This is a genomic window from Roseovarius pelagicus (genome assembly GCF_025639885.1).
In the GTDB taxonomy this organism is placed as follows: domain Bacteria; phylum Pseudomonadota; class Alphaproteobacteria; order Rhodobacterales; family Rhodobacteraceae; genus Roseovarius; species Roseovarius pelagicus.
Window position 1 is genome coordinate 1,495,298 of record NZ_CP106738.1, and the last position, 20,362, is coordinate 1,515,659.

Below are 20,362 nucleotides of genomic sequence, written 5' to 3' on the forward strand. Positions count from 1 at the left end.
GGCCCGCAAACGCCCGCAACCGACAGAAAGGTGACGCCAATGCGCAGAAATACGATGCTCGCCGCAGTCCTCATCGTCGTCGCTCCATGGCCCGCCTCCGCACAGGTGCTGGAGGAACTGACTATGCAAATGCGGGGCAGCGATGCTGTGTGGCGCATGCAGGGCGGTTTTGCCGCCTGTCTCGGGGGCTTTGACGGCCCTTCAGAGCCCGCGCAGACCGTCAACAACTTCACGTTTATGGAATGGACCGCAGGCGGCGCCTATGGCGGCCTCACCGAATACAACTACAAGGACAGTACCGCGATCATCGCCGACGATGGGACATTCTGCGAGATTGCCGATTTCTCCGTCACTCAGTCACAGGCCGCCGAGATCGTGCGCCGGACGTTCGCCGAAATGGGTCAATCACTCTGGCCGGAATCCAAAACCGCAGCAGGCTGTACCGCATTCACCTCGCCCCAAGGTCGCGTGATCGAGGTAACGAGCGGCGGACAGGATCCGATCTGTGGCGACACCCCGACCAGCGCCATCCGCGTCTGGAACGAAGGACAGAACCAATGACCTCAACAACGATCAAGGTAGGTCTTGCCGGCCTCGGGCTTCTGGCTCTCAGCGCCTGCAACGACCCGTCCAACGACGGCATTCGCAACCATCCGCAATCCGAACCGCACATCACCTACATCTATTCTCAGGCGACCCCGCAACCTTGCGGCACACACGTCGCCGGACACAGCTGCACCGCATTCACCTAAACCGTGACACAGACCAAGCGGGCCACCCGGCCCACCGAAGGAGAAAAGACACAATGGCAGTCCTTATCGACGAAAATACGCGCGTGATCTGTCAGGGCCTTACCGGCTCTCAGGGCACGTTCCATACGGAGCAGGCCATCGCCTATGGCACCAAGATGGTCGGCGGCGTAACTCCGGGCAAAGGCGGCCAGACGCACCTGGATCTGCCAGTCTATAACTCGGTCCACGAGGCACGGCACGAAACGCAGGCCAATGCGTCTGTGATCTACGTCCCGCCCCCCTTTGCCGCCGATTCAATTCTGGAGGCGATCGACGCCGAAATGGAAGTGATCATCTGCATCACCGAAGGGATCCCGGTCCTCGACATGATGCGCGTCAAACGCGCGCTCGAAGGATCGAAATCCCGGCTCGTCGGGCCAAACTGCCCCGGTGTCATCACACCCGACGCCTGCAAGATCGGCATCATGCCCGGCCACATCCACAAACGCGGCTCCTGCGGCGTGCTGTCACGTTCGGGCACGCTGACCTACGAGGCGGTCAAACAGACCACCGATCTGGGTCTGGGTCAGTCCACTGCCGTGGGTATCGGCGGCGACCCGATCAAAGGGACCGAGCATATCGACGTGCTGGAATGGTTCTTGGCCGACGACGAAACCCAGTCAATCATCATGATTGGCGAAATCGGCGGCAGCGCCGAAGAAGAAGCCGCACAATTCCTGATTGATGAAAAGAAGAAAGGTCGCTGGAAACCCACCGCAGGGTTCATCGCCGGTCGCACCGCCCCTCCGGGCCGCCGCATGGGCCATGCTGGCGCCATCGTCGCCGGCGGCAAAGGCGGCGCCGAAGACAAGATCGAAGCGATGCGCGCCGCTGGCATCGTTGTCGCCGACAGCCCCGCCGGTCTGGGCGAGGCCGTGATGGAAGCAATCGGGTGATGCGCTTGCGTGTCCTGCCACTGATGGTGGCGGCAACATTGTTTGCCGCGCCATTGCATGCTCAGTCCATGTCGCGCGTGGCCGAGATCTGCAGCGACCCGATGACCACCGGCCCGCAAAAGGGCATCGTGCTAGAGGCAGACGGCTGGACCAAGCAACCCAAGAGCAGCCTGCCCGCCGTCACCGCCATCGCCAACGCCCATATTGCCAGCTTTACAGCCGGGATGAAGGACTGGACCAACCGCTACGCGGCCATCCCGCAACTGGCAGGCAATTTCACCACCATGATCGACGCCGGTGATGTCGCACTCTGGACCAAGGGCGATGCCTTCCTCGCTGTCTCGATCCAGCAGACACCAGAAGGCACAGAACATCTGGCCTGCTACTTTGCTGGCCCGGAAAATCCCGAAACGCCAGAGGTCATGGCACGCTATGGCACCCCCGAGGAATTCCCCGAACAGGGCCTGACGGCCATACGCTTTGACGAAACCGCCATGGTGATGGACCCAGAGCGCAACTACCAGATGTACAGTTTTTTCAGCCGTCACAAGGTGCATCCCGATTTTGCCACCCCCGACGGCTACCGTCTGGAACGGATCGAGAAGCCAAAATCAGAATAGGACCGCAACACGCGCAGAAAGGACAGCATCATGGGATTTAGCGAAGCCGTCAAAACCTGCCTTGGCAAATACGTCACCTTTTCCGGACGCGCCCGGCGCTCGGAATACTGGTGGTTCATGCTCTTTGCTTTCGGTGTGATGCTGATCGCCGGGCTGATTGATGCGGCACTCTTTGGCACGGGCAACCCACCGTTGGACCCGCCCACGCGCATTTTTCAACCGCTGGCACAACTTGCCCTGCTGCTGCCCATCCTTGCGGCCGGCTGGCGGCGTATGCATGACAGTGGACGGCCCGGCTGGCTGCTGCTTTTGCCACTTATTGCGGGATTGGTGACCGGCCTGCTCTTCTTTGGTGGCGTGATGAGTTCGATGACCTTCGATGCCTCAGGCATGCCCACGGGTGTCGATGGCGGCATGGCCTTCGGAATTGGCATGATCGGCGCGGCCTTCAGCGGATTCGTCCAGATCATCCTCGCGATTGTCATGATCTGGTGGCTCACCCGCCCGACCCAACCTGACGCAAACGAATATGGCCCAGTGCCCGATGGCATTGCCCCGCCCCCATCCACCAGCGCCCAGTAGAAAGGTGCCCTAATGACCGACCAATCGCCCAATGACGTGTTTCACGCCTCCAGCTTCATGCAGGGGCATAACGCCGAATACCTCGAACAGCTTTATGCGCGCTATGCCAATGATCCCGGCGCGGTAGACGAGGCATGGCAGGCGTTCTTCTCGCAGCTCGGCGATGGTGAGGTTGAGGTCAAGAACGAGGCGACCGGCCCCTCTTGGGCCCGCAATGACTGGCCCCCCGTGCCCAATGACGATCTGACTGCCGCGCTAACCGGCGAATGGCCGGACGAGCCGAGCCCGCGTGACGTCGGTAAGAAAATCGCCGGTAAGGCACAGGAAAAAGGCGTCGAAGTCAGCGACGAGGTGATCCAGCGCGCGGTTCTCGATTCCGTGCGCGCGCTGATGCTGATCCGCGCCTACCGCATCCGTGGTCACCTGATTGCCGATCTCGATCCACTCGGTCTGCGTGATCAGCCTTTCCGCCCCGAGCTTGATCCGAAATCCTACGGCTTCACCAGTCAGGACATGGACCGCCCGATCTTTATCGACAATGTACTCGGCCTCCAGATCGCCTCGGTGCGTGAAATCCTCGACATCGTGCGTCGCACCTATTGCGGCACGTTCGCGTTGCAATACATGCATATCTCCGACCCGGATGAGGCCAATTGGCTCAAAGAACGCATCGAAGGGTATGGCAAGGAAATCTCCTTTACCCGCGAAGGACGCAAAGCGATCCTGAAAAAGATGGTCGAGGCCGAAGGGATCGAAAAATACCTGCACGTCAAATACATGGGCACCAAGCGTTTCGGCCTTGATGGCGGTGAAAGCCTGATCCCGGCGATGGAACAGGTGATCAAGCGCGGCGGTCAACTGGGCGTGCGCGACATCATCATCGGCATGCCCCACCGTGGCCGCCTGTCCGTGCTGGCCAACGTGATGGGCAAACCCTATCGCGCGATCTTCAACGAATTTCAGGGTGGCAGCTTCAAGCCCGAGGATGTGGATGGCTCGGGCGATGTAAAATATCACCTCGGCGCGTCCTCTGACCGTGAATTTGACGGTAACTCGGTCCACCTGTCGCTGACCGCCAACCCCAGCCACCTGGAGGCGGTCAACCCCGTCGTTCTGGGCAAGGCGCGCGCCAAGCAGGACCAGCTCAACGATGAGGACCGCACCAAGGTGCTGCCCGTGCTACTGCATGGTGACGCGGCCTTTGCCGGTCAGGGCGTCGTGGCTGAATGCTTTGGCCTCAGTGGCCTCAAAGGGCATAAAACCGGCGGCACGATGCACATTGTGGTGAACAACCAGATCGGCTTTACCACCGCGCCGCACTTCTCGCGCTCCTCGCCCTATCCCACCGATATCGCCCTGATGGTCGAAGCGCCGATCTTCCACGTCAATGGCGACGATCCCGAGGCGGTGGTGCATGCCGCCAAGGTCGCGACGGAATTCCGCCAGAAATTCCACAAGGACGTGGTGATTGATATCATCTGCTACCGTCGGTTTGGCCATAACGAGGGCGACGAGCCCATGTTCACCAATCCGATCATGTACAAGAAAATCAAGAAGCAGAAGACCACGCTCAGCCTCTATACCGAGCGACTGGTCAAGGATGGCCTGATCCCCGAGGGCGAAGTCGACGACATGAAAGCGTCGTTTCAGTCCTATCTGGCCGATGAATTCGAGGCTGGCACCAACTACAAACCGAACAAGGCCGACTGGCTGGACGGCAAATGGTCCCATCTCGACCACAAGGAAGACGACTATCAGCGCGGCTCGACCGCGATCAAGGAAGAAACTTTTGCCGAAATCGGTCGTGCGCTCAGCACACCGCCAGCGGACTTCCCACTGCACAAGACCGTCAGCCGCCTGCTGGAAAGCAAGGCCACGATGTTCGAAACCGGAGAGGGCTTTGACTGGGCCACCGGCGAGGCGTTGGCCTTTGGCTCCCTTCTGACCGAGGGCTTTGGCGTGCGCCTGTCGGGTCAGGACGCCACGCGCGGCACATTCAGCCAGCGTCATTCCGGCCTGATCAATCAGGACACCGAAGAACGCTACTATCCGCTCAACAACATCCGCGAGGGTCAGGCCGGGTACGAGGTCATCGACTCGATGCTCAGCGAATACGCCGTTCTGGGGTTCGAATATGGCTATACGCTGGCCGAGCCGAACGCTCTGACCCTGTGGGAGGCGCAGTTTGGCGATTTCGCCAACGGCGCGCAGATCATGTTCGATCAGTTCATCTCTTCGGGCGAAAGCAAATGGCTGCGCATGTCCGGCCTCGTCTGCCTGCTGCCCCACGGGTACGAGGGCCAAGGCCCCGAACACTCGTCGGCCCGGCTGGAACGGTTCCTGACCATGTGCGGACAGGACAACTGGATCGTCGCCAACTGCACCACGCCAGCGAACTACTTCCACATCCTGCGCCGCCAGTTGCACCGTACCTTCCGCAAGCCGCTGATCCTGATGACCCCGAAATCGCTCTTGCGCCACAAGATGGCCGTATCCAAGGCTGAAGAATTTACCACCGGGTCCAGCTTTCACCGCGTACTGTGGGACGACGCCGAATGGGGCAACTCTGACACCAAGCTGGTCAAGGATGACAAGATCAAGCGCGTGGTCATGTGTTCAGGCAAGGTCTACTTCGACCTGCTCGCAGAACGCGACGAGCGCGGCATCGACGATGTCTACCTGATGCGGTTCGAACAATTCTATCCCTTCCCCGCACAATCCGCGGTCAAGGAACTGGAGCGGTTCACAAACGCCGAAATGGTCTGGTGTCAGGAAGAACCCAAAAATCAGGGACCGTGGTCCTTTATCGAGCCGAACATCGAATGGGTGCTTGGCCGAATTGGCGCAAAACACACCCGTCCCGAATATGCCGGCCGCCCTGCTGCCGCCTCGCCTGCCACGGGCCTTGCCTCGATGCACAAAGCACAACAATCCGCGCTGGTCGACGCCGCGCTGACGATCAAAGGGAAGTAAATCATGTCCACCGAAGTCCGCGTACCCACTCTGGGCGAATCCGTTACCGAGGCCACCGTCGCGACCTGGTTCAAGAAACCCGGCGATGCCGTTCAGGCCGACGAAATGCTCTGCGAACTGGAAACCGACAAGGTCACAGTCGAGGTGCCCGCCCCTGCCGCCGGCACGATGGGCGAAATCGTCGCCGCCGAGGGCGAAACCGTCGGCGTCAATGCCCTGCTCGCCACCATCTCCGAAGGCGAAAGTGCAGGCAGCAGCGAGCCCAAATCGGACGACAGCGCGAAGAAACCGGACGCGGCCCCAGCTAAACCCGGCGGCGGCGACAGCAGCAGCGGCAATGTCGATGTCATGGTCCCCACTCTGGGCGAGAGCGTGACAGAGGCCACCGTCAGCACATGGTTCAAGAAAGTCGGCGATGACGTTTCTCAGGACGAAATGCTGTGCGAACTGGAAACCGACAAAGTCTCGGTCGAGGTGCCCTCGCCTGCCGCCGGAACTCTGACCGAGATCCTCGCCGCTGAAGGCGACACAGTGCAGGCCAATGGCAAACTGGCCGTGCTGTCTGGCTCCGCCGATGGATCAGTCGAGCCGTCCAAGCGTCCTATATCCGACGGCAGCGCCGAGGACGCGCCCAAATCCGGCGACGACTCCGGCACATCGCGCAAGGGCGAAGATGCCCCCGCCGCCAAGAAAGCGATGGCAGAGGCCGGGCTTAGCCCCGATCAGGTCAAGGGCACCGGCAAGGATGGCCGCATCATGAAGGACGACGTGGCCCGCGCGATCGCCGCCGGGACTTCTGCCTCGTCCGCGACCACCTCAGCCTCCGCCGCGCCGGCCCCGGCCCCACGCGCGCCCAGCTCCGCTGACGACGCCGCCCGCGAGGAACGGGTCAAGATGACCCGCCTGCGCCAGACCATCGCGCGCCGCCTGAAGGAAAGCCAGAACACCGCCGCCATGCTGACCACCTATAACGAGGTCGACATGACCGAGGTGATGGCGCTGCGTAATCAGTACAAGGAAGAGTTTGCCAAGAAACATGGCGTGAAACTCGGCTTCATGTCCTTCTTCACCAAGGCCTGCTGCCATGCGCTGAAAGAGGTGCCAGAGGTCAACGCCGAGATCGACGGTACCGATGTTGTCTATAAAAACTTCGTGCATATGGGCATCGCGGCAGGCACCCCCACCGGCCTCGTTGTGCCGGTCATCCGCGACGCCGACGCGATGAGCTTTGCCGAGATCGAAAAGGCCATCGCCGAAAAAGGCGCGCGCGCCCGTGATGGTAAGCTGAGCATGGCCGAAATGCAGGGCGGCACCTTCACCATCTCGAATGGCGGCGTCTACGGTTCGCTGATGTCCTCCCCCATCCTGAACCCACCGCAATCCGGCATTCTGGGCATGCACAAGATTCAGGACCGCCCCATGGCCATCGGCGGAGAGGTCAAAATCCGCCCGATGATGTATCTGGCCCTCAGCTATGACCACCGGATCGTCGACGGCAAGGGCGCGGTGACCTTCCTGGTGCGGGTCAAGGACGCGCTGGAAGATCCCCGCCGGTTGCTGATGGATTTATGAGCGGTGCCGGGCTGAAGCCCGGCCTACCCAACCTGTAGGGCGGGCTTCAGCCCGCCTTCAAACAGAGAGGTCAAAATGAAAGCGCAGGAATTAAGTGCTGAGTATGGGCGGCGCTATCATGGCGCAACTGATGGCGCGACGGTCGTCACGATCGATCTGGTCGGAATCGAATATGCAGACGCGCTGCAAGGGCACAATCTCAAGGAAATTTGTGCCGGTGCCGATGTACCCACATCGTACGGCACCGAGATTCGAAAAGGCATGCGTCTAGCCGAGTTCGTAAATCTGAAATGACCCCGGAACTCACCGTTCTCACTCTCGCCGCGTTGCTTCAGGTCATCCAGTTCGTCCTGATGTCCGTCCCCGCCAATCTTGAACTTGGCCCCGGCAAGACGACGTCGCCCCGTGACCCGGACCGCTTGGGCAAACCACTGGCCGAACAGGTCAGCCCCCGCACCGGTCGGCTGTTCCGCGCGTTTGCGAACCATTTCGAGGGACTGATCCTCTTTACCATCGCCTGCACCGTGATCACACTCAGCGACCAGTCCACACCCTTCACCGCCGCCTGTGCATGGACCTACCTCGCGGCGCGCATCCTTTATGTACCGGCCTATGCCTTCGGCCTCTCGCCGTGGCGCTCCTATATCTGGCTGATAGGCTTCGGTGCCACCACCCTGATGCTGATCGCCGCCCTTCTCTGATCCTTTCATCTTTCCAGAAATACCCGAATGCCCCGCCACAGGCGCAAAGCCCCGCCATCCGGTTGACCCCGGCCCCAAATCAGGGTCAGCTTGACCTAACCACACCGCACCGACGCGGTACCGATGTAATACCGACGTGATACCGACGTCCCAAAACCAGAGGATTTCCCAAAATGGCTTCCTATGATGTGATCATTATCGGCGCAGGCCCCGGCGGCTATGTCGCCGCCATCCGCTGTGCCCAGCTGGGCCTGAAAACCGCCTGCGTCGAAGGACGCGAAACACTGGGCGGCACCTGCCTGAACGTGGGCTGCATCCCGTCCAAGGCCCTGCTGCACGCCACGCATATGCTGCACGAAGCCGAGCATAACTTCACCAAGATGGGCCTAAAGGGCAAAAGCCCTTCGGTCGACTGGAAACAGATGATTTCCTACAAGGAAGACGTGATCGGCCAGAACACCAAGGGCATTGAATTTTTGTTCAAAAAGAACAAGATAGACTGGCTCAAGGGCTGGGGGTCCATCCCCGAGGCAGGCAAGGTCAAAGTCGGCGACGAGGTCCACGAGACCAAAAATATCATCATCGCCACCGGCTCTGAATCCAGCAGCCTGCCCGGCGTTGAGATTGACGAAAAAGTGGTCGTCACCTCCACCGGCGCGCTGGAACTGGGCAAGGTGCCAAAGAAGATGGTGGTAATCGGCGCGGGCGTGATCGGTTTGGAAATGGGCAGCGTCTATGCCCGGCTCGGGACAGAGGTCACAGTGGTCGAATTCCTCGACGCGATCACCCCCGGCATGGACGCTGAAGTACAAAAAACCCTTCAGAGAATGCTGAAAAAACAGGGCCTTACCTTCATCATGGGCGCGGCTGTGCAAAAGACAGAAGCCACCAAGACCAAGGCCAAAGTGCATTACAAACTGCGCAAGGACGATAGCGAACATGTGCTGGATGCTGATGTCGTTCTGGTGGCGACAGGCCGCAAACCCTACACCGACGGGCTGGGCCTCGACGCGCTTGGGATCGATCTGAGCAAACGTGGTCAGATCCCCGTGGACAAGCATTGGCAGACATCGACCAAAGGCATTTACGCCATCGGTGACGCCATCGACGGTCCAATGCTGGCCCACAAGGCCGAAGACGAAGGCATGGCCTGTGCCGAAGTGCTGGCAGGCAACCATGGCCACGTCAATTACGGCGTCATTCCGGGCGTGATCTATACCCACCCCGAGGTTGCCAGCGTCGGCAAGACCGAAGCCGATCTGAAGGACGAAGGCGTCGCCTATAAGGTCGGTAAATTCAGCTTCATGGGCAACGCCCGCGCCAAGGCTGTCTTTGCCGGTGAAGGCTTCGTCAAGTTGCTGGCCGACAAGGAAACCGACCGCATTCTGGGCTGTCACATCATTGGCCCCGCAGCGGGTGATCTGATCCACGAAGTTTGCGTTGCGATGGAATTCGGCGCCTCTGCCGAGGATCTGGCCCTGACCTGCCACGCTCATCCGACCTATTCCGAGGCGGTGCGCGAGGCGGCGCTGGCCTGCGGGGATGGTCCGATCCACGCCTGATCCAAGACATCCGGAACTGGGTGGTCGGCACAGAGAAACGGTGGCGGCCACCGCACTGGTCAGAACGCAATATTGGTATTTGTTCTCGGAGCACCAAAAGACTGCTTCAAGATCAAAATGCGTGATGCTGCGCTGCTATGTCGGTTTTTGCTGATATGGTCGAAAACTTGAAAAATGCGACTGTTCTTAGCACATACCTTTCTGAAATTTTTGATATGTAGCCACATGCCGATTGTAGTTTCGCCAGTTCATAAGAACCTACTTGCCGAGTAGATGTTCGCTCAAACTAACCTTGCGATTAAGCCCTATCGGTCAGCCAAACGTGCTGAATGGTTGACGATCAGCAGTCATTGACTCAGGTGCGGCGAAAGCCCTCTTGCAACCCCGCTACGCACTCCAACTCACCACAACGACGATTTCGCCCGCGCGCCCCACGCCGCGTCATACTCCGCGCCGCCAACTTCGCCATTGGTCTGTTCGGCGAGTATCTGCCCCACCGTGGGCAGGCCCGCGCTGTCGTCGCGGCCCCACAAACCGGCACGCATCGGTGCGCGCGAACATTGTGTATAGACCTCGGAGATCTTGATCACGATAACCGACCGCGGCAGACGCCCACGGTCATCGAACCGCGCCAGCAGGTCCTTATCCACCGACACCCGCGCCATGCCGTTTACACGCACGACCGTGTTCGACCCCGGCACCATGAACATCAATGATACGCGCCCATCCGCTACGATATTGCGCAGGCTGTCCATCCGGTTATTGCCGCGCCAGTCCGGCATTGCCAGCGTCTGCGGGTCAAGCTCTGTCACCACCGGTCCGTCATCGCCGCGTGGGCTGCCATCCGTGCCGTTCGGGCCGACCGTACTCAGCACGCAAAACCGCGATGCCATGATCCATTGCCGATATAGCGGCGTCAGGTGTGGTGCCACTTTGCGCAGGCTGGCCTCGGCCGGTGCGCCATAGATCGCCTCCAGCGCCGCAATATCCTCAACCCATTCCATCGTTCGACCCCTCCAGTTGAAACCCCGCCTCGCGCAGCAATGCATCCGATGCAGTTTCGACCTCACGCTCCAGACGCGCCATAAACGTGTCCTTACGCTCGCCCGCCGGAATACGGGGCAGAAACTCGACGACGGCAAGGCCCGGCTTGCGGTAAATCCCGCGCCGCGGCCAGAACACGCCGACATTGGTTGCCGCCGGCACACAATCCTGCCCCAGTTCCTGATAGAGCACACTAGAGCCGACTTTGTACGGGGCTTTGACGCCGGGCGCGATACGCGTGCCCTGACTGTATATGATCAGTTGGCCGGGTTCCTGCGCACCACGCGCCACGTCGCTGACCATCTTTCGGATTGCCGCACTCCGCTTGCCGCGGTTGACGGGCACACAGCCGATCCTCAGCGCGTATTGTCCGATTATCGGCGCATACATCAGCTCGCGTTTCATGATGAATTTACCCGCAGGCACAGCGCCGAAAATCAGAATAATATCCAGGAACGACTGGTGCTTGGCCGCGATCAGCACCTCGTCAGTCGGCACCGTGCCCCGCACCTCGGTGCGCAGGCCGACCATCCACCGCGCGCTCCACCGCACCCACTTGCAATAGGCTTTGCAAGCGGCCAATGCGCCACGGCGACTGAATACCGCCCAAGGGAAGAAGACGATGCCGAGCACCAGCATCATCACATACATCAGCACGATGAATATCAGCGAGCGCAGCCATTGAAATGCGTACATTATGACATTTCTCCCAAAGTGCGATGGGCGGCAGCGCGAGTCGCCAAAAACGCCACCATTGCAGCCAGGGGCGGGATCAGCAGCGGCCACAGCCAATGCCACCCTTGAAACCCGAGCCCAGAGAGAAATCCGCCGCCGACCTCTGCGCTCGGCAGGGCGAGAATGGCCAAAGTGCCCAGCACCATGCCCACTGCGGCACCAGTAAGCCCGCGTAGCGTAAAGCGCCTGACAAAAGCCTGCGCGATATAACCGTCGCGCGCACCAACGAGACGCAATACGCTGATCACCTGCGCATTGGCAGCGAGTGCCGCCCCCGCTGCCAACGTGATCATCGCGCCCATCGCTCCGCCGATCAAAGCCAGCGAAATCCATCCCAGTAGTCGCAACCGCGAAGCTGCCCGCACCAACGGTTCGCGCCAACGGGTATGATCGTCCAGCACTGCACCCGGTACTTCTGCGGCCAGCCGCAGGCGCAGTCCTGCAGCGTCAAAGCCGCTGCCCTCTTCGATCACCTCGATCAGTTGCGGAATCGGCAAACTCTCGATCGGCAGATCGGGGCCGAACCACGGTTCCAGCAATGCGCGCTGTTCCGCCGTGGTCAGCGCCCGCGCTGATGCAACCCCGGCGGTCGTCTCCAACACGCGCAGCGCGGCGTCGGTCTGGGCTGCCATCTGTCCTTCGGGGGCCGATATGCGCAAGGTAGAGCTGCGCGCCAGTTCCTCTCCCCAGCGGTCCGCCAATCGCGTCGTGGCCAGCGACAGAGCCAGTGCAAACACCGCAAGAAACGCCATTGCAGCAGAGGCAAACAGCGTCAGCCATGCCGTAAAGCCCGTAGGTGGCACAACCCGGTCGGCCTGTGCGTCGCCCGCCAGAAAACTGCGTAACCCGTCGATGTTCAACATCATAGATCCGCCCCCGCCAGTTGCAATCGTCGGTTCGAGATGCGCAGCACGCGGGCCTGTACATGCGGTTTGGCCGCGCGGATCAACGCCAGATCATGGGTGGCAATCATAATCGTCTTGCCCATGCGGTTCAGTTCTATCAGCAGGCGCATCAGACGCTGCGACATTTCCCAATCGACGTTACCCGTCGGCTCGTCAGCAAGCACCACATCAGGCGACATGATAACGGCGCGCGCCAGCGCCGCGCGCTGCCGCTCTCCCCCGGACAGTTCGGGGGGCAAGGCATCCGCCCGCGCCGTCAGACCGACCCAGCCGGTCAGTTCCTTGAGGTTCTCCAACTCACCTGTGTCATCGCGCCCTGATACGGTCAGCGGCAGCGCGATGTTATCCGCCACACTCAGATGATCCAGAAACTGGCAGTCCTGATGCACGACCCCCACGCGCCGCCGCATCATTGCGATATCGTCGCGCGCCATCGCCCGCACATCCGTATCGAACAGCCGCACATACCCCGCAGTGGGTATAAGTGCGCCGTAGCACAGCTTCATCAGCGTGGTTTTCCCCGACCCTGACGGACCGGTTAGAAAATGAAATGACCCCGGTTGAAGCTTGAGCGAAATATCACTCAGTAGCTCGGCACCGCCATAGCTGTACGCTACATTTTCCAGCTCGATCACGGCTGCCCCTTTTCCGCTTTGCTACTTAAATGCCCCACCCAGCATGCGCATGCAATCGGCGGGGTGCAAATCCTTTGCTCTTTTCCGCCAGTCCTTTACAGCTTATGCTAACTGCCAGATCACGGGCGTCACAGTTGCGCCCGGCAAAAAATCGACGGTACTGGTGCTCAACGGGGTGATCTAATGCGGCTGACTTGCCCGAATTGCGGGGCGCAATACGAAATACCAGAAGACGTGATCCCCCATGATGGTCGGGACGTGCAGTGTTCGAATTGCGGCGATACTTGGTTTCAGCAACATCCGGATCATCGGGTCGAGGATGACGAGGCCAGCGTTCAATACACCGCTGATGTCAGTTATGACGACTCCGGCGACGACGCGGAACTCGCCGAGGACATCGACGAAGATGCGGACACCGACCCTGATCCCGTACACGCCCAGCGGCGCCGTCTGGATCCCGATGTAACAAGCGTTCTGCGCGAAGAGGCCGAACGCGAAACGCAGGCCAGAGCCCGCGAGTCCAGCAGTCTGGAATCGCAGCCCGATCTGGGCCTCGACAGCAGCGAAGACGGTGCCGACCGCCGCAGCCGCGAGGCGCAGGCACGAATGGCACGTCTGCGTGGCAGGCCCGACATAGATGAGGCCGAGGACACGTCAGAGATTGATCCGACGTCTCGGCGTGGACTGCTGCCCGACATCGAGGAAATCAATTCTTCCCTGCGCAACGACACCGGCAGTTCCGACCAGACCAACCCCGAAGATATGTACCCCGAGGCCGACAGCGGCGTGCGCGGCGGTGGCGGATTCCGACGTGGGTTTGTGCTGGTTGTGCTACTGGCTGCGATCCTGACACTCCTCTATGTCTTTGCGCCGCAGATCGGCGGGGCTGTACCCGCGCTTGCCGATGTACTGGGCGAGTATGTCGAGACCGTGAACCGTGCACGGGTCTGGCTCAACGATCTGATTGCATCGCTGATGCGCTGGCTCGACAGCATGGCATCCTCCGCCCCCAGCGGTGACGCAAACTGAATCTGCCCACCTCACGAACCTCAAAGTGACCCGTTCAATGGCCCTGACGCCCCCCGGACAAACCCTTGCCCCGGTTCTGATGACCTTTTTCGCCGCGATCCTGTGGGGTCTGTGGTGGATTCCGATTCGGTATCTGGAGGGGTTGGGTCTGTCAGAGGGCCAGGTTGCCATCGCAGGCAATCTGGGGGCCATGCTGGCAACCGCGTTTTATCTGATCCTCACACGGCAAATGCCGCGACTGGACCGCCGCGCGCTCTGCGGCGCTGTCCTGGTCGGCGTGGCGGTGTCCAGTTACTCTATTGCGATCGTGCTTACCGATGTGATGCGCGCGGTGTTGTTGTTCTACCTCGCCCCCGCGTGGAGCAAAATCATCGAATGGGCGTTTCTCGGTCAACGCTGGCGGCACAGTTCCACCCTCACGTTATTGCTGTCGCTCTGCGGGGCGTTTCTGGTGTTGGGGGGAGAAGTTTCAGTGTCACAAATCGGCCCAGGAGATATCCTTGCGATTGTCTCCGGCATCGCTTGGGCAATTGGCGCGGCGCTGGTCTTTACCGGTGGCGCGGCGCATGCGATGTCTGTGACGTTGGCAACGATGACCTCGGCCACGCTGGTTGCAGCCGGGTACATGCTGGCGATCGGGGACAGCCTGCCGCAGGCAGGCATGATGCCTGCAATCGGGCTTAGTCTCGCCTTGGGTGCATTCTTTGTCCTGCCGGTGATGGCGCTGACAATGTGGAGTGCGCAGCGCCTGACGCCAGCATTGCTCAGCTTTCTCTTTACCCTCGAAATTCTATCAGGGGTCATTTCGGGTGCATTCCTGCTGGACGAAGTGTTCGGAGTGGTTCAACTGCTGGGCGCAATCCTGATCGTAGGCGCAGCACTGGTCGAAGTGGCGATTGCTCTGCGCGCACGGCCACGGCACGCGCCGGGCTTGCTCTGATCCAGCGGTCGGTTTAGCCATTGAAGGATGGATCACAAGGCATTCATCGCCACCCTACCGCGTGAAGCACTGGCACAGCTTAACACGACTGCGGATGCGCCCGGCCTGCGGCATCTGGCAGGGCATGTCGGGCTGATCGTCTTGTTCGGCAGTTGGATCGTGTTTGGACTTCCGCTGTGGCAAGTGGCGCTGGTGGCACAGGGGATCGCGATCTGCTTTCTCTTTACGCTACAACATGAATGCACCCACAAGACACCGTTTGCCTCGCTTGCCGTGAATGAATGGACTGGCCGCGTTGTCGGCGTTCTGATCCTGCAACCGTTCGAATGGTTTCGCTACCTGCATCTGGCGCATCACCGTCACACCAACATCCCCGACAAGGATCCCGAACTGACCGGCGGTGGCAAACCCGAAACACCGTGGCAGTACATTCGCCACATCTCGGGGCTGCCGACCTGGATCGCGATGGCCCGGATCACATGGGACAATGCGCGCGGGCAAATCAGGGATGATTTCACGCCTGGCCGCGCAAAACCGCGTCTGATCCGCGAGGCGCGGGTGATGCTGGCGCTCTATGCCGCCACCCTTGTCAGTCTGTTTTTCACGCCGCTGCTCTTCTGGGTTTGGCTGTTGCCGGTCCTGCTGGGTCAGCCGTTCCTGCGGCTCTACCTGCTGGCCGAACATGGCCGCTGCCCCTTTGTCGTCAATATGTTCGAAAACACCCGCACCACCTATACAAACCGGATCATCCGGTTTTTGGCGTGGAACATGCCCTATCATACCGAACATCACACTCTGCCGATGGTACCCTTCCACCGCCTGCCCGCGTTGCACGATCTGATGCAGGATAAGCTCGGCGTCACTGCCGACGGATATGCCACCTTCCATGCAGAGTATGTCGCGAACCTGCGCTGAGGCTTGCACGGAGGGGCGCAGCGCGCTAACTCGCAGTCAGGAATGACGATAGGTGCCCCGATGGATGATCTGCGCGACAAATATATTGACCTGATTGCTACCGCTGGCAGTGAATCCGCGCTGGAGGACCTACGCGTGCAGGCGATCGGCAAAAAGGGTGAGATCAGCCTTCAGATGCGTGAACTGGGCCGCATGACGCCCGAAGAACGGCAGATCGCCGGCCCAAAGCTGAACGCGCTCAAGGACGAGATCGCGAGCGCGCTGGCCGCCAAGAAAGAAGCGTTGGGCGATGCCGCGCTGGACGAACGACTGCGCAGCGAATGGCTGGATGTAACGCTGCCTGTGCGCCCGCATCGTCAGGGCACGATCCACCCCGTCAGCCAAGTCACCGAAGAAGTCACCGCAATTTTCGCTGACATGGGCTTTGCCGTGGCCGAAGGTCCGCAGATCGAAAGTGACTGGTACAATTTCGACGCGCTCAACATCCCCGGCCACCACCCCGCGCGGGCCGAGATGGACACGTTCTATACGCATCGCGCGACAGGCGACGACCGCCCACCGCATGTTTTGCGCACGCATACGTCGCCGGTGCAGATCCGCACCATGCAGGAACAGGGCGCACCCATCCGCATCATCGCGCCGGGCCGCGTCTATCGCGCCGACTACGACATGACGCACACGCCAATGTTCCACCAGATCGAAGGGCTGGCCATCGACAAGGACATCAGCATGGCCAACCTGAAATGGGTGCTGGAGGAATTCGTCAAATCCTTCTTTGAAGTGGACGATGTCGAACTGCGCTTTCGCGCGTCGCATTTTCCGTTCACCGAACCGTCGGCAGAGGTCGATATCCGCTGCTCGTGGGAGGGCGGCACATTGAAGGTCGGCGAGGGCGACGACTGGCTGGAGATTTTGGGCTCCGGCATGGTCCACCCGCATGTGCTGCGCGCGGGCAACGTGGACCCGGACGAATGGCAGGGCTTTGCCTTTGGCATGGGGATCGACCGGATCGCAATGCTGAAATACGGGATACCGGATTTGCGCGCGTTCTTTGATTCCGACCTGCGCTGGCTACGGCATTACGGGTTCGCAAGTCTGGATGTGCCGACGCTGCGGGGTGGTTTGAGTAGGTGAAAAGGGACCAAGATTTCATTAGGCAGCTCCTGCTTAAGTACGAAGCTGAAGATGATTGGGTCTTGATGACGGTGGGTGACATTTTCGGCTCTTCCGAAGAAGAGCGCCGAGAAAACTACCATATGCATCTGATGATGGATGAGGGCTTCCTCACCCCTATAGGCAACGGAACCTTTCGTATCACGTCTTACGGACACGACTACTTGGAAGCGATACGTGATGATACAGTTTGGGCCAAAACTAAACGCGGCGCGTTGAGTGCGGGTGGCGCATCGCTTCGATTGATGTTTGAGATTGCTTCGAGCATTGTGAAGCAAAAAGCGGCAGAGGCACTCGGCCTACCACTCTGACATAAGCCGGACGCGCGCCTGCCCGTGGGGCGGCGCTGCAACATTCCTGTCAGGCACTTTATACCCGCCAAGCCCCTCCGCCCCATCAGCGATGCACACCATATCCAAAGCGCCAGCCCGCCCATACGGGCAGGCGCTCGCCCGGCGGCTTCGCCTTGATTCCGGGCGCAGAGGCGCATCTTATCTGAGCAAAGCACCCGAGAGGAGCCGGCCCATGAACCTTTTCCGACACGAGAACCGCCAGCAAAGCGCCGACAGCCGCCGCATCTACGCCCTCTATGAGGTCGCCTACACCATCGTCGATTTCACCGCTGCAATCTCTTTCCTGATCGGCTCCATCCTGTTTTTCTGGGCCGAATACGAAACAGCCGCCATCTGGCTCTTTATCATCGGCTCTGCCTGTTTCTGCCTCAAGCCAACAATCCGCATGGCCCGCGAGGTCAAGTTGCTGAGAATGGGTGACACCGAGACCCTCGCGGACCGCTACAAACCCTAAGCGGCCTTCCCCCCCGGCCCTCTATCCGTTAGATGCAGGGCAACCCGAAATGACTTGCGGATGACGGCACATGAAATTCACCCTCTCCTGGCTCAAAGACCACCTCGACACCACCGCCACCGTGGACGAGATCACCTACGCCCTCACTGATCTGGGACTGGAGGTCGAGGAGGTCTTGAACCCCGCCGCGCGCCTTGCCGACTTTACCATTGGCAAGGTCATCCACGCCGAACAGCACCCTGATGCGGACCGGTTGCGCGTGTGTCAGGTCGAAACCGACGAGGGCCAGTTGCAGATCATCTGCGGCGCGCCCAATGCCCGCACCGGGATCACCGTCGTGGTCGCCAAGCCGGGCGTCTACGTCCCCGGCATCGACACCACCATCGGCGTCGGTAAAATCCGTGGCATCGAAAGCTTTGGCATGATGGCGTCAGAACGTGAGATGGAGCTGTCCGACGAACATGACGGCATCATCGAATTGCCTTCCGGCGAGGTGGGCGACCGTTTCATCGACTGGCTGGCACAGAATGACCCGGCCAAGGTCGATCCGGTGATCGACATCGCCATCACCCCCAACCGCCCTGATGCGCTGGGTGTGCGCGGCATCGCCCGTGATCTGGCCGCGCGCGGTCTGGGCCGGATGAAACCCGCGCCCGAGGCACAGGTGCAGGGCCAGTTTCCCTGCCCCATCAACGTGACCATCGACGATGATGCCCGCGAGAACGGTTGCGAGGTCTTTGCCGGTCGCCTTATTCGCGGCGTCACCAACGGCCCATCGCCTGACTGGCTTCAGACGCGGCTGCGCGCCATCGGGTTGCGCCCGATCTCGGCGCTGGTGGATATCACGAACTTCTTTACCTATGACCGCAACCGTCCGCTGCACGTCTTTGACGCAGGCAAGGTCACCGGCGACCTGCGCATTCACCGCGCCAAGGGCTGCGAGACACTGATCGGTCTGGATGAGAAAGAATACACCTTCTCAGAAGGCATGGTTGTGATCTCGGACGACAACGGCGTTGAGAGCATCGGCGGCATCATGGGCGGGCTGCAAACCGGATGTACCGCAGACACCACCGATGTGTTTCTGGAGGCCGCATTCTGGGACACTGTCCAGATCGCCACCACGGGCCGTGCGCTCAAGATCAACTCGGATGCACGCTATCGCAATGAACGCGGCATTGATCCGGCGTTCAACATGGAGGCAATTGAGCTGGCGACCCAGATGATCCTCGATCTCTGTGGTGGCGAGCCTTCCAAAGTCGTGGTTGCGGGCAAAGTCCCCGATGTATCGCGCGCCTACAAACTGGTGCCAGCGCGCGTCCAAAGCCTTGTCGGCATGGACATCCCAGAGAGCGAGCAGCGCCAGACGCTGACAGCACTGGGTTTCCGGCTCGAAGGCAACATGGCGCAGGTCCCATCCTGGCGTCCCGACGTGCAGGGCGAGGCCGATTTGGTCGAAGAGGTGGCGCGCATCGCGTCTCTGACCAAGCTACAAGGCCGCCCACTGCCCCGCGCGCAGGCAGGCGTGCCCAAACCGGTCCTGTCGGTCCCGCAACGTCGCGAGCAGATTGCACGTCGTACCGCTGCCGCACTAGGTTACAACGAATGTGTGACCTACAGCTTCATCGACCATGCAAGTGCCGCGCTCTTTGGCGGCGGCGACGACGCGACCATGTTGGCCAACCCAATCAGCACCGACCTGAGCCATATGCGCCCCGCGCTGCTGCCGGGCCTGTTGCAGGCCGCCGCCCGAAATCAGGCCCGCGGCCAGATGGACATGGCGCTGTTCGAGGCCGGTCACGCCTTTCACGGTGGCGAGCCGGGTGAACAGCATATGCAGGTTGCCGGCATCCTCATCGGTCGCACCGGCCCCAAGGATGTGCACGGCACGTCGCGGGCGGTCGACCTCTATGACGCCAAGGCCGATGTCGAGGCGCTGCTTGCGGCCATCGGCGCCCCCGCCAAGGTTCAGATTCTGCGCGGCGCACGCGAATGGTGGCATCCGGGCCGTCACGGCATGATCTGTCTCGGTCCGAAAAAGGTACTTGGCGTCTTTGGCGAATTGCATCCAAAGGTGCTGCGCGCAATGGATGTCAAAGGCCCCGCCGTCGGCTTTACCCTTTGGCCCGCCGAGGTGCCGCTGCCGCGCAACGCCACTGCCAATCGCGGCACCCTCACCATCAGCGACCTGCAGGCGGTCGAGCGTGATTTTGCCTTTGTCGTGAACGCGGATGTCGAGGCGCTGACGCTGGTCAACGCGGCTGCTGGTGCCGATAAGGCGCTGATCACCGATGTGCGCGTCTTTGACGAATTCATCGGCGGCAGTGTCGGAGAGGGCAAGAAATCTCTCGCTGTCACAGTCCGCCTGCAACCAACCGATGCCACGCTGAAGGACGCTGATATCGAGGCTGTCTCGACCAAGATCGTGGAAAAGGTCGCCAAAGCGACAGGCGGCACGCTGCGCGGTTAAACCTGCGCCGGG

At 60.7% G+C, this 20,362-nt stretch carries 21 protein-coding genes; 17 read left to right on the forward strand and 4 right to left on the reverse strand.

From position 1 onward, the window contains the following. The first annotated feature begins 39 nt into the window (after positions 1-39). The 10 genes from N7U68_RS08475 (at position 40) to lpdA (ending at position 9,697) form a co-directional block, all read left to right on the forward strand. Positions 40-561, forward strand: coding sequence for a hypothetical protein (locus N7U68_RS08475; protein ID WP_263048827.1), 522 nt, complete (start codon positions 40-42; stop codon positions 559-561). Continuing rightward, entirely contained in the window at positions 558-752 is a 195-nt protein-coding gene (locus N7U68_RS08480; RefSeq protein WP_263048828.1) for a hypothetical protein, read from the forward strand. The genes N7U68_RS08475 and N7U68_RS08480 overlap by 4 nt, the downstream gene beginning before the upstream one ends. A 53-nt stretch (positions 753-805) precedes the next feature. Next, positions 806-1,687, forward strand: a complete 882-nt coding sequence (gene sucD, locus N7U68_RS08485) for a succinate--CoA ligase subunit alpha (protein ID WP_165196436.1) — start codon at positions 806-808, stop codon at positions 1,685-1,687. After that, positions 1,684-2,307 (forward strand): cupin domain-containing protein, encoded by a 624-nt coding sequence (locus tag N7U68_RS08490; protein WP_263048829.1) that lies wholly within the window; start codon positions 1,684-1,686, stop codon positions 2,305-2,307. The genes sucD and N7U68_RS08490 overlap by 4 nt, the downstream gene beginning before the upstream one ends. Before the next feature lie 30 nt (positions 2,308-2,337). After that, on the forward strand, positions 2,338-2,889 hold the full coding sequence (locus tag N7U68_RS08495; RefSeq protein ID WP_165196432.1) for a DUF805 domain-containing protein: 552 nt from the start codon (positions 2,338-2,340) through the stop codon (positions 2,887-2,889). Between the two features lie 12 nt (positions 2,890-2,901). Further along, positions 2,902-5,862: a 2-oxoglutarate dehydrogenase E1 component gene (locus N7U68_RS08500; RefSeq protein WP_263048830.1), complete on the forward strand. Its 2,961-nt coding sequence runs from the start codon at positions 2,902-2,904 to the stop codon at positions 5,860-5,862. A 3-nt stretch (positions 5,863-5,865) separates the two neighbouring features. Beyond that, positions 5,866-7,434 carry a 2-oxoglutarate dehydrogenase complex dihydrolipoyllysine-residue succinyltransferase gene (gene odhB, locus N7U68_RS08505; RefSeq protein ID WP_263048831.1) on the forward strand — a complete coding sequence of 523 codons (1,569 nt, stop codon included), beginning with the start codon at positions 5,866-5,868 and terminating at the stop codon, positions 7,432-7,434. Positions 7,435-7,509: 75 nt separating this feature from the next. After that, the gene (locus N7U68_RS08510; RefSeq protein WP_263048832.1) at positions 7,510-7,728 is read left to right on the forward strand and encodes an HTH-like domain-containing protein; all 219 of its coding nucleotides are present in this window, start codon (positions 7,510-7,512) and stop codon (positions 7,726-7,728) included. Continuing rightward, positions 7,725-8,135, forward strand: a complete 411-nt coding sequence (locus N7U68_RS08515) for an MAPEG family protein (RefSeq protein WP_263048833.1) — start codon at positions 7,725-7,727, stop codon at positions 8,133-8,135. The genes N7U68_RS08510 and N7U68_RS08515 overlap by 4 nt, the downstream gene beginning before the upstream one ends. 173 nt (positions 8,136-8,308) lie before the next feature. Further along, positions 8,309-9,697 (forward strand): dihydrolipoyl dehydrogenase, encoded by a 1,389-nt coding sequence (lpdA, locus tag N7U68_RS08520; RefSeq protein ID WP_263048834.1) that lies wholly within the window; start codon positions 8,309-8,311, stop codon positions 9,695-9,697. A gap of 401 nt (positions 9,698-10,098) precedes the next feature. Here the strand turns inward: lpdA and N7U68_RS08525 are convergent, their stop codons facing one another. The 4 genes from N7U68_RS08525 to N7U68_RS08540 are packed head-to-tail and all read right to left on the reverse strand — an operon-like array spanning position 10,099 to position 13,016. Continuing rightward, positions 10,099-10,701 carry a pyridoxamine 5'-phosphate oxidase family protein gene (locus tag N7U68_RS08525; protein WP_263048835.1) on the reverse strand — a complete coding sequence of 201 codons (603 nt, stop codon included), beginning with the start codon at positions 10,699-10,701 and terminating at the stop codon, positions 10,099-10,101. After that, entirely contained in the window at positions 10,688-11,437 is a 750-nt protein-coding gene (locus N7U68_RS08530; protein ID WP_373322981.1) for a lysophospholipid acyltransferase family protein, read from the reverse strand. Before N7U68_RS08530 ends, N7U68_RS08525 begins: the two co-directional genes overlap by 14 nt. Then, positions 11,437-12,342, reverse strand: a complete 906-nt coding sequence (locus N7U68_RS08535; RefSeq protein WP_165196418.1) for a cell division protein FtsX — start codon at positions 12,340-12,342, stop codon at positions 11,437-11,439. Before N7U68_RS08535 ends, N7U68_RS08530 begins: the two co-directional genes overlap by 1 nt. After that, the gene (locus N7U68_RS08540; protein WP_165196416.1) at positions 12,339-13,016 is read right to left on the reverse strand and encodes a cell division ATP-binding protein FtsE; all 678 of its coding nucleotides are present in this window, start codon (positions 13,014-13,016) and stop codon (positions 12,339-12,341) included. The genes N7U68_RS08535 and N7U68_RS08540 overlap by 4 nt, the downstream gene beginning before the upstream one ends. Before the next feature lie 183 nt (positions 13,017-13,199). On the opposite strand from N7U68_RS08540, the gene N7U68_RS08545 reads away from it, so the two are divergent. The 7 genes from N7U68_RS08545 (at position 13,200) to pheT (ending at position 20,350) form a co-directional block, all read left to right on the forward strand. Beyond that, positions 13,200-14,045, forward strand: coding sequence for a zinc-ribbon domain-containing protein (locus N7U68_RS08545; protein WP_165196414.1), 846 nt, complete (start codon positions 13,200-13,202; stop codon positions 14,043-14,045). 37 nt (positions 14,046-14,082) lie between these two features. After that, positions 14,083-14,985, forward strand: coding sequence for a DMT family transporter (locus tag N7U68_RS08550; RefSeq protein ID WP_165196412.1), 903 nt, complete (start codon positions 14,083-14,085; stop codon positions 14,983-14,985). A gap of 27 nt (positions 14,986-15,012) precedes the next feature. Then, positions 15,013-15,900 carry a fatty acid desaturase gene (locus N7U68_RS08555; RefSeq protein WP_263048836.1) on the forward strand — a complete coding sequence of 296 codons (888 nt, stop codon included), beginning with the start codon at positions 15,013-15,015 and terminating at the stop codon, positions 15,898-15,900. A 60-nt stretch (positions 15,901-15,960) separates the two neighbouring features. Continuing rightward, positions 15,961-17,034: a phenylalanine--tRNA ligase subunit alpha gene (gene pheS / locus N7U68_RS08560; RefSeq protein WP_263049133.1), complete on the forward strand. Its 1,074-nt coding sequence runs from the start codon at positions 15,961-15,963 to the stop codon at positions 17,032-17,034. After that, positions 17,031-17,384, forward strand: a complete 354-nt coding sequence (locus N7U68_RS08565) for a DUF2513 domain-containing protein (RefSeq protein ID WP_263048837.1) — start codon at positions 17,031-17,033, stop codon at positions 17,382-17,384. The genes pheS and N7U68_RS08565 overlap by 4 nt, the downstream gene beginning before the upstream one ends. 214 nt (positions 17,385-17,598) lie before the next feature. Then, positions 17,599-17,880 carry a YrhK family protein gene (locus N7U68_RS08570; protein WP_263048838.1) on the forward strand — a complete coding sequence of 94 codons (282 nt, stop codon included), beginning with the start codon at positions 17,599-17,601 and terminating at the stop codon, positions 17,878-17,880. A gap of 70 nt (positions 17,881-17,950) precedes the next feature. After that, on the forward strand, positions 17,951-20,350 hold the full coding sequence (gene pheT / locus N7U68_RS08575; protein ID WP_263048839.1) for a phenylalanine--tRNA ligase subunit beta: 2,400 nt from the start codon (positions 17,951-17,953) through the stop codon (positions 20,348-20,350). Positions 20,351-20,362: the final 12 nt, after the last annotated feature.

Coding starts and splice junctions, on each gene's coding strand:
- N7U68_RS08475 (WP_263048827.1), top strand. CDS start 40: ATGCGCAGAAATACGATGCTCGCCGCAGTCCTCATCGTCGTCGCTCCA.
- N7U68_RS08480 (WP_263048828.1), top strand. CDS start 558: ATGACCTCAACAACGATCAAGGTAGGTCTTGCCGGCCTCGGGCTTCTG.
- sucD (WP_165196436.1), top strand. CDS start 806: ATGGCAGTCCTTATCGACGAAAATACGCGCGTGATCTGTCAGGGCCTT.
- N7U68_RS08495 (WP_165196432.1), top strand. CDS start 2,338: ATGGGATTTAGCGAAGCCGTCAAAACCTGCCTTGGCAAATACGTCACC.
- N7U68_RS08500 (WP_263048830.1), top strand. CDS start 2,902: ATGACCGACCAATCGCCCAATGACGTGTTTCACGCCTCCAGCTTCATG.
- odhB (WP_263048831.1), top strand. CDS start 5,866: ATGTCCACCGAAGTCCGCGTACCCACTCTGGGCGAATCCGTTACCGAG.
- N7U68_RS08510 (WP_263048832.1), top strand. CDS start 7,510: ATGAAAGCGCAGGAATTAAGTGCTGAGTATGGGCGGCGCTATCATGGC.
- N7U68_RS08515 (WP_263048833.1), top strand. CDS start 7,725: ATGACCCCGGAACTCACCGTTCTCACTCTCGCCGCGTTGCTTCAGGTC.
- lpdA (WP_263048834.1), top strand. CDS start 8,309: ATGGCTTCCTATGATGTGATCATTATCGGCGCAGGCCCCGGCGGCTAT.
- N7U68_RS08525 (WP_263048835.1), bottom strand. CDS start 10,701: ATGGAATGGGTTGAGGATATTGCGGCGCTGGAGGCGATCTATGGCGCA.
- N7U68_RS08530 (WP_373322981.1), bottom strand. CDS start 11,437: ATGTACGCATTTCAATGGCTGCGCTCGCTGATATTCATCGTGCTGATG.
- N7U68_RS08535 (WP_165196418.1), bottom strand. CDS start 12,342: ATGATGTTGAACATCGACGGGTTACGCAGTTTTCTGGCGGGCGACGCA.
- N7U68_RS08545 (WP_165196414.1), top strand. CDS start 13,200: ATGCGGCTGACTTGCCCGAATTGCGGGGCGCAATACGAAATACCAGAA.
- N7U68_RS08550 (WP_165196412.1), top strand. CDS start 14,083: ATGGCCCTGACGCCCCCCGGACAAACCCTTGCCCCGGTTCTGATGACC.
- N7U68_RS08555 (WP_263048836.1), top strand. CDS start 15,013: ATGGATCACAAGGCATTCATCGCCACCCTACCGCGTGAAGCACTGGCA.
- pheS (WP_263049133.1), top strand. CDS start 15,961: ATGGATGATCTGCGCGACAAATATATTGACCTGATTGCTACCGCTGGC.
- N7U68_RS08570 (WP_263048838.1), top strand. CDS start 17,599: ATGAACCTTTTCCGACACGAGAACCGCCAGCAAAGCGCCGACAGCCGC.
- pheT (WP_263048839.1), top strand. CDS start 17,951: ATGAAATTCACCCTCTCCTGGCTCAAAGACCACCTCGACACCACCGCC.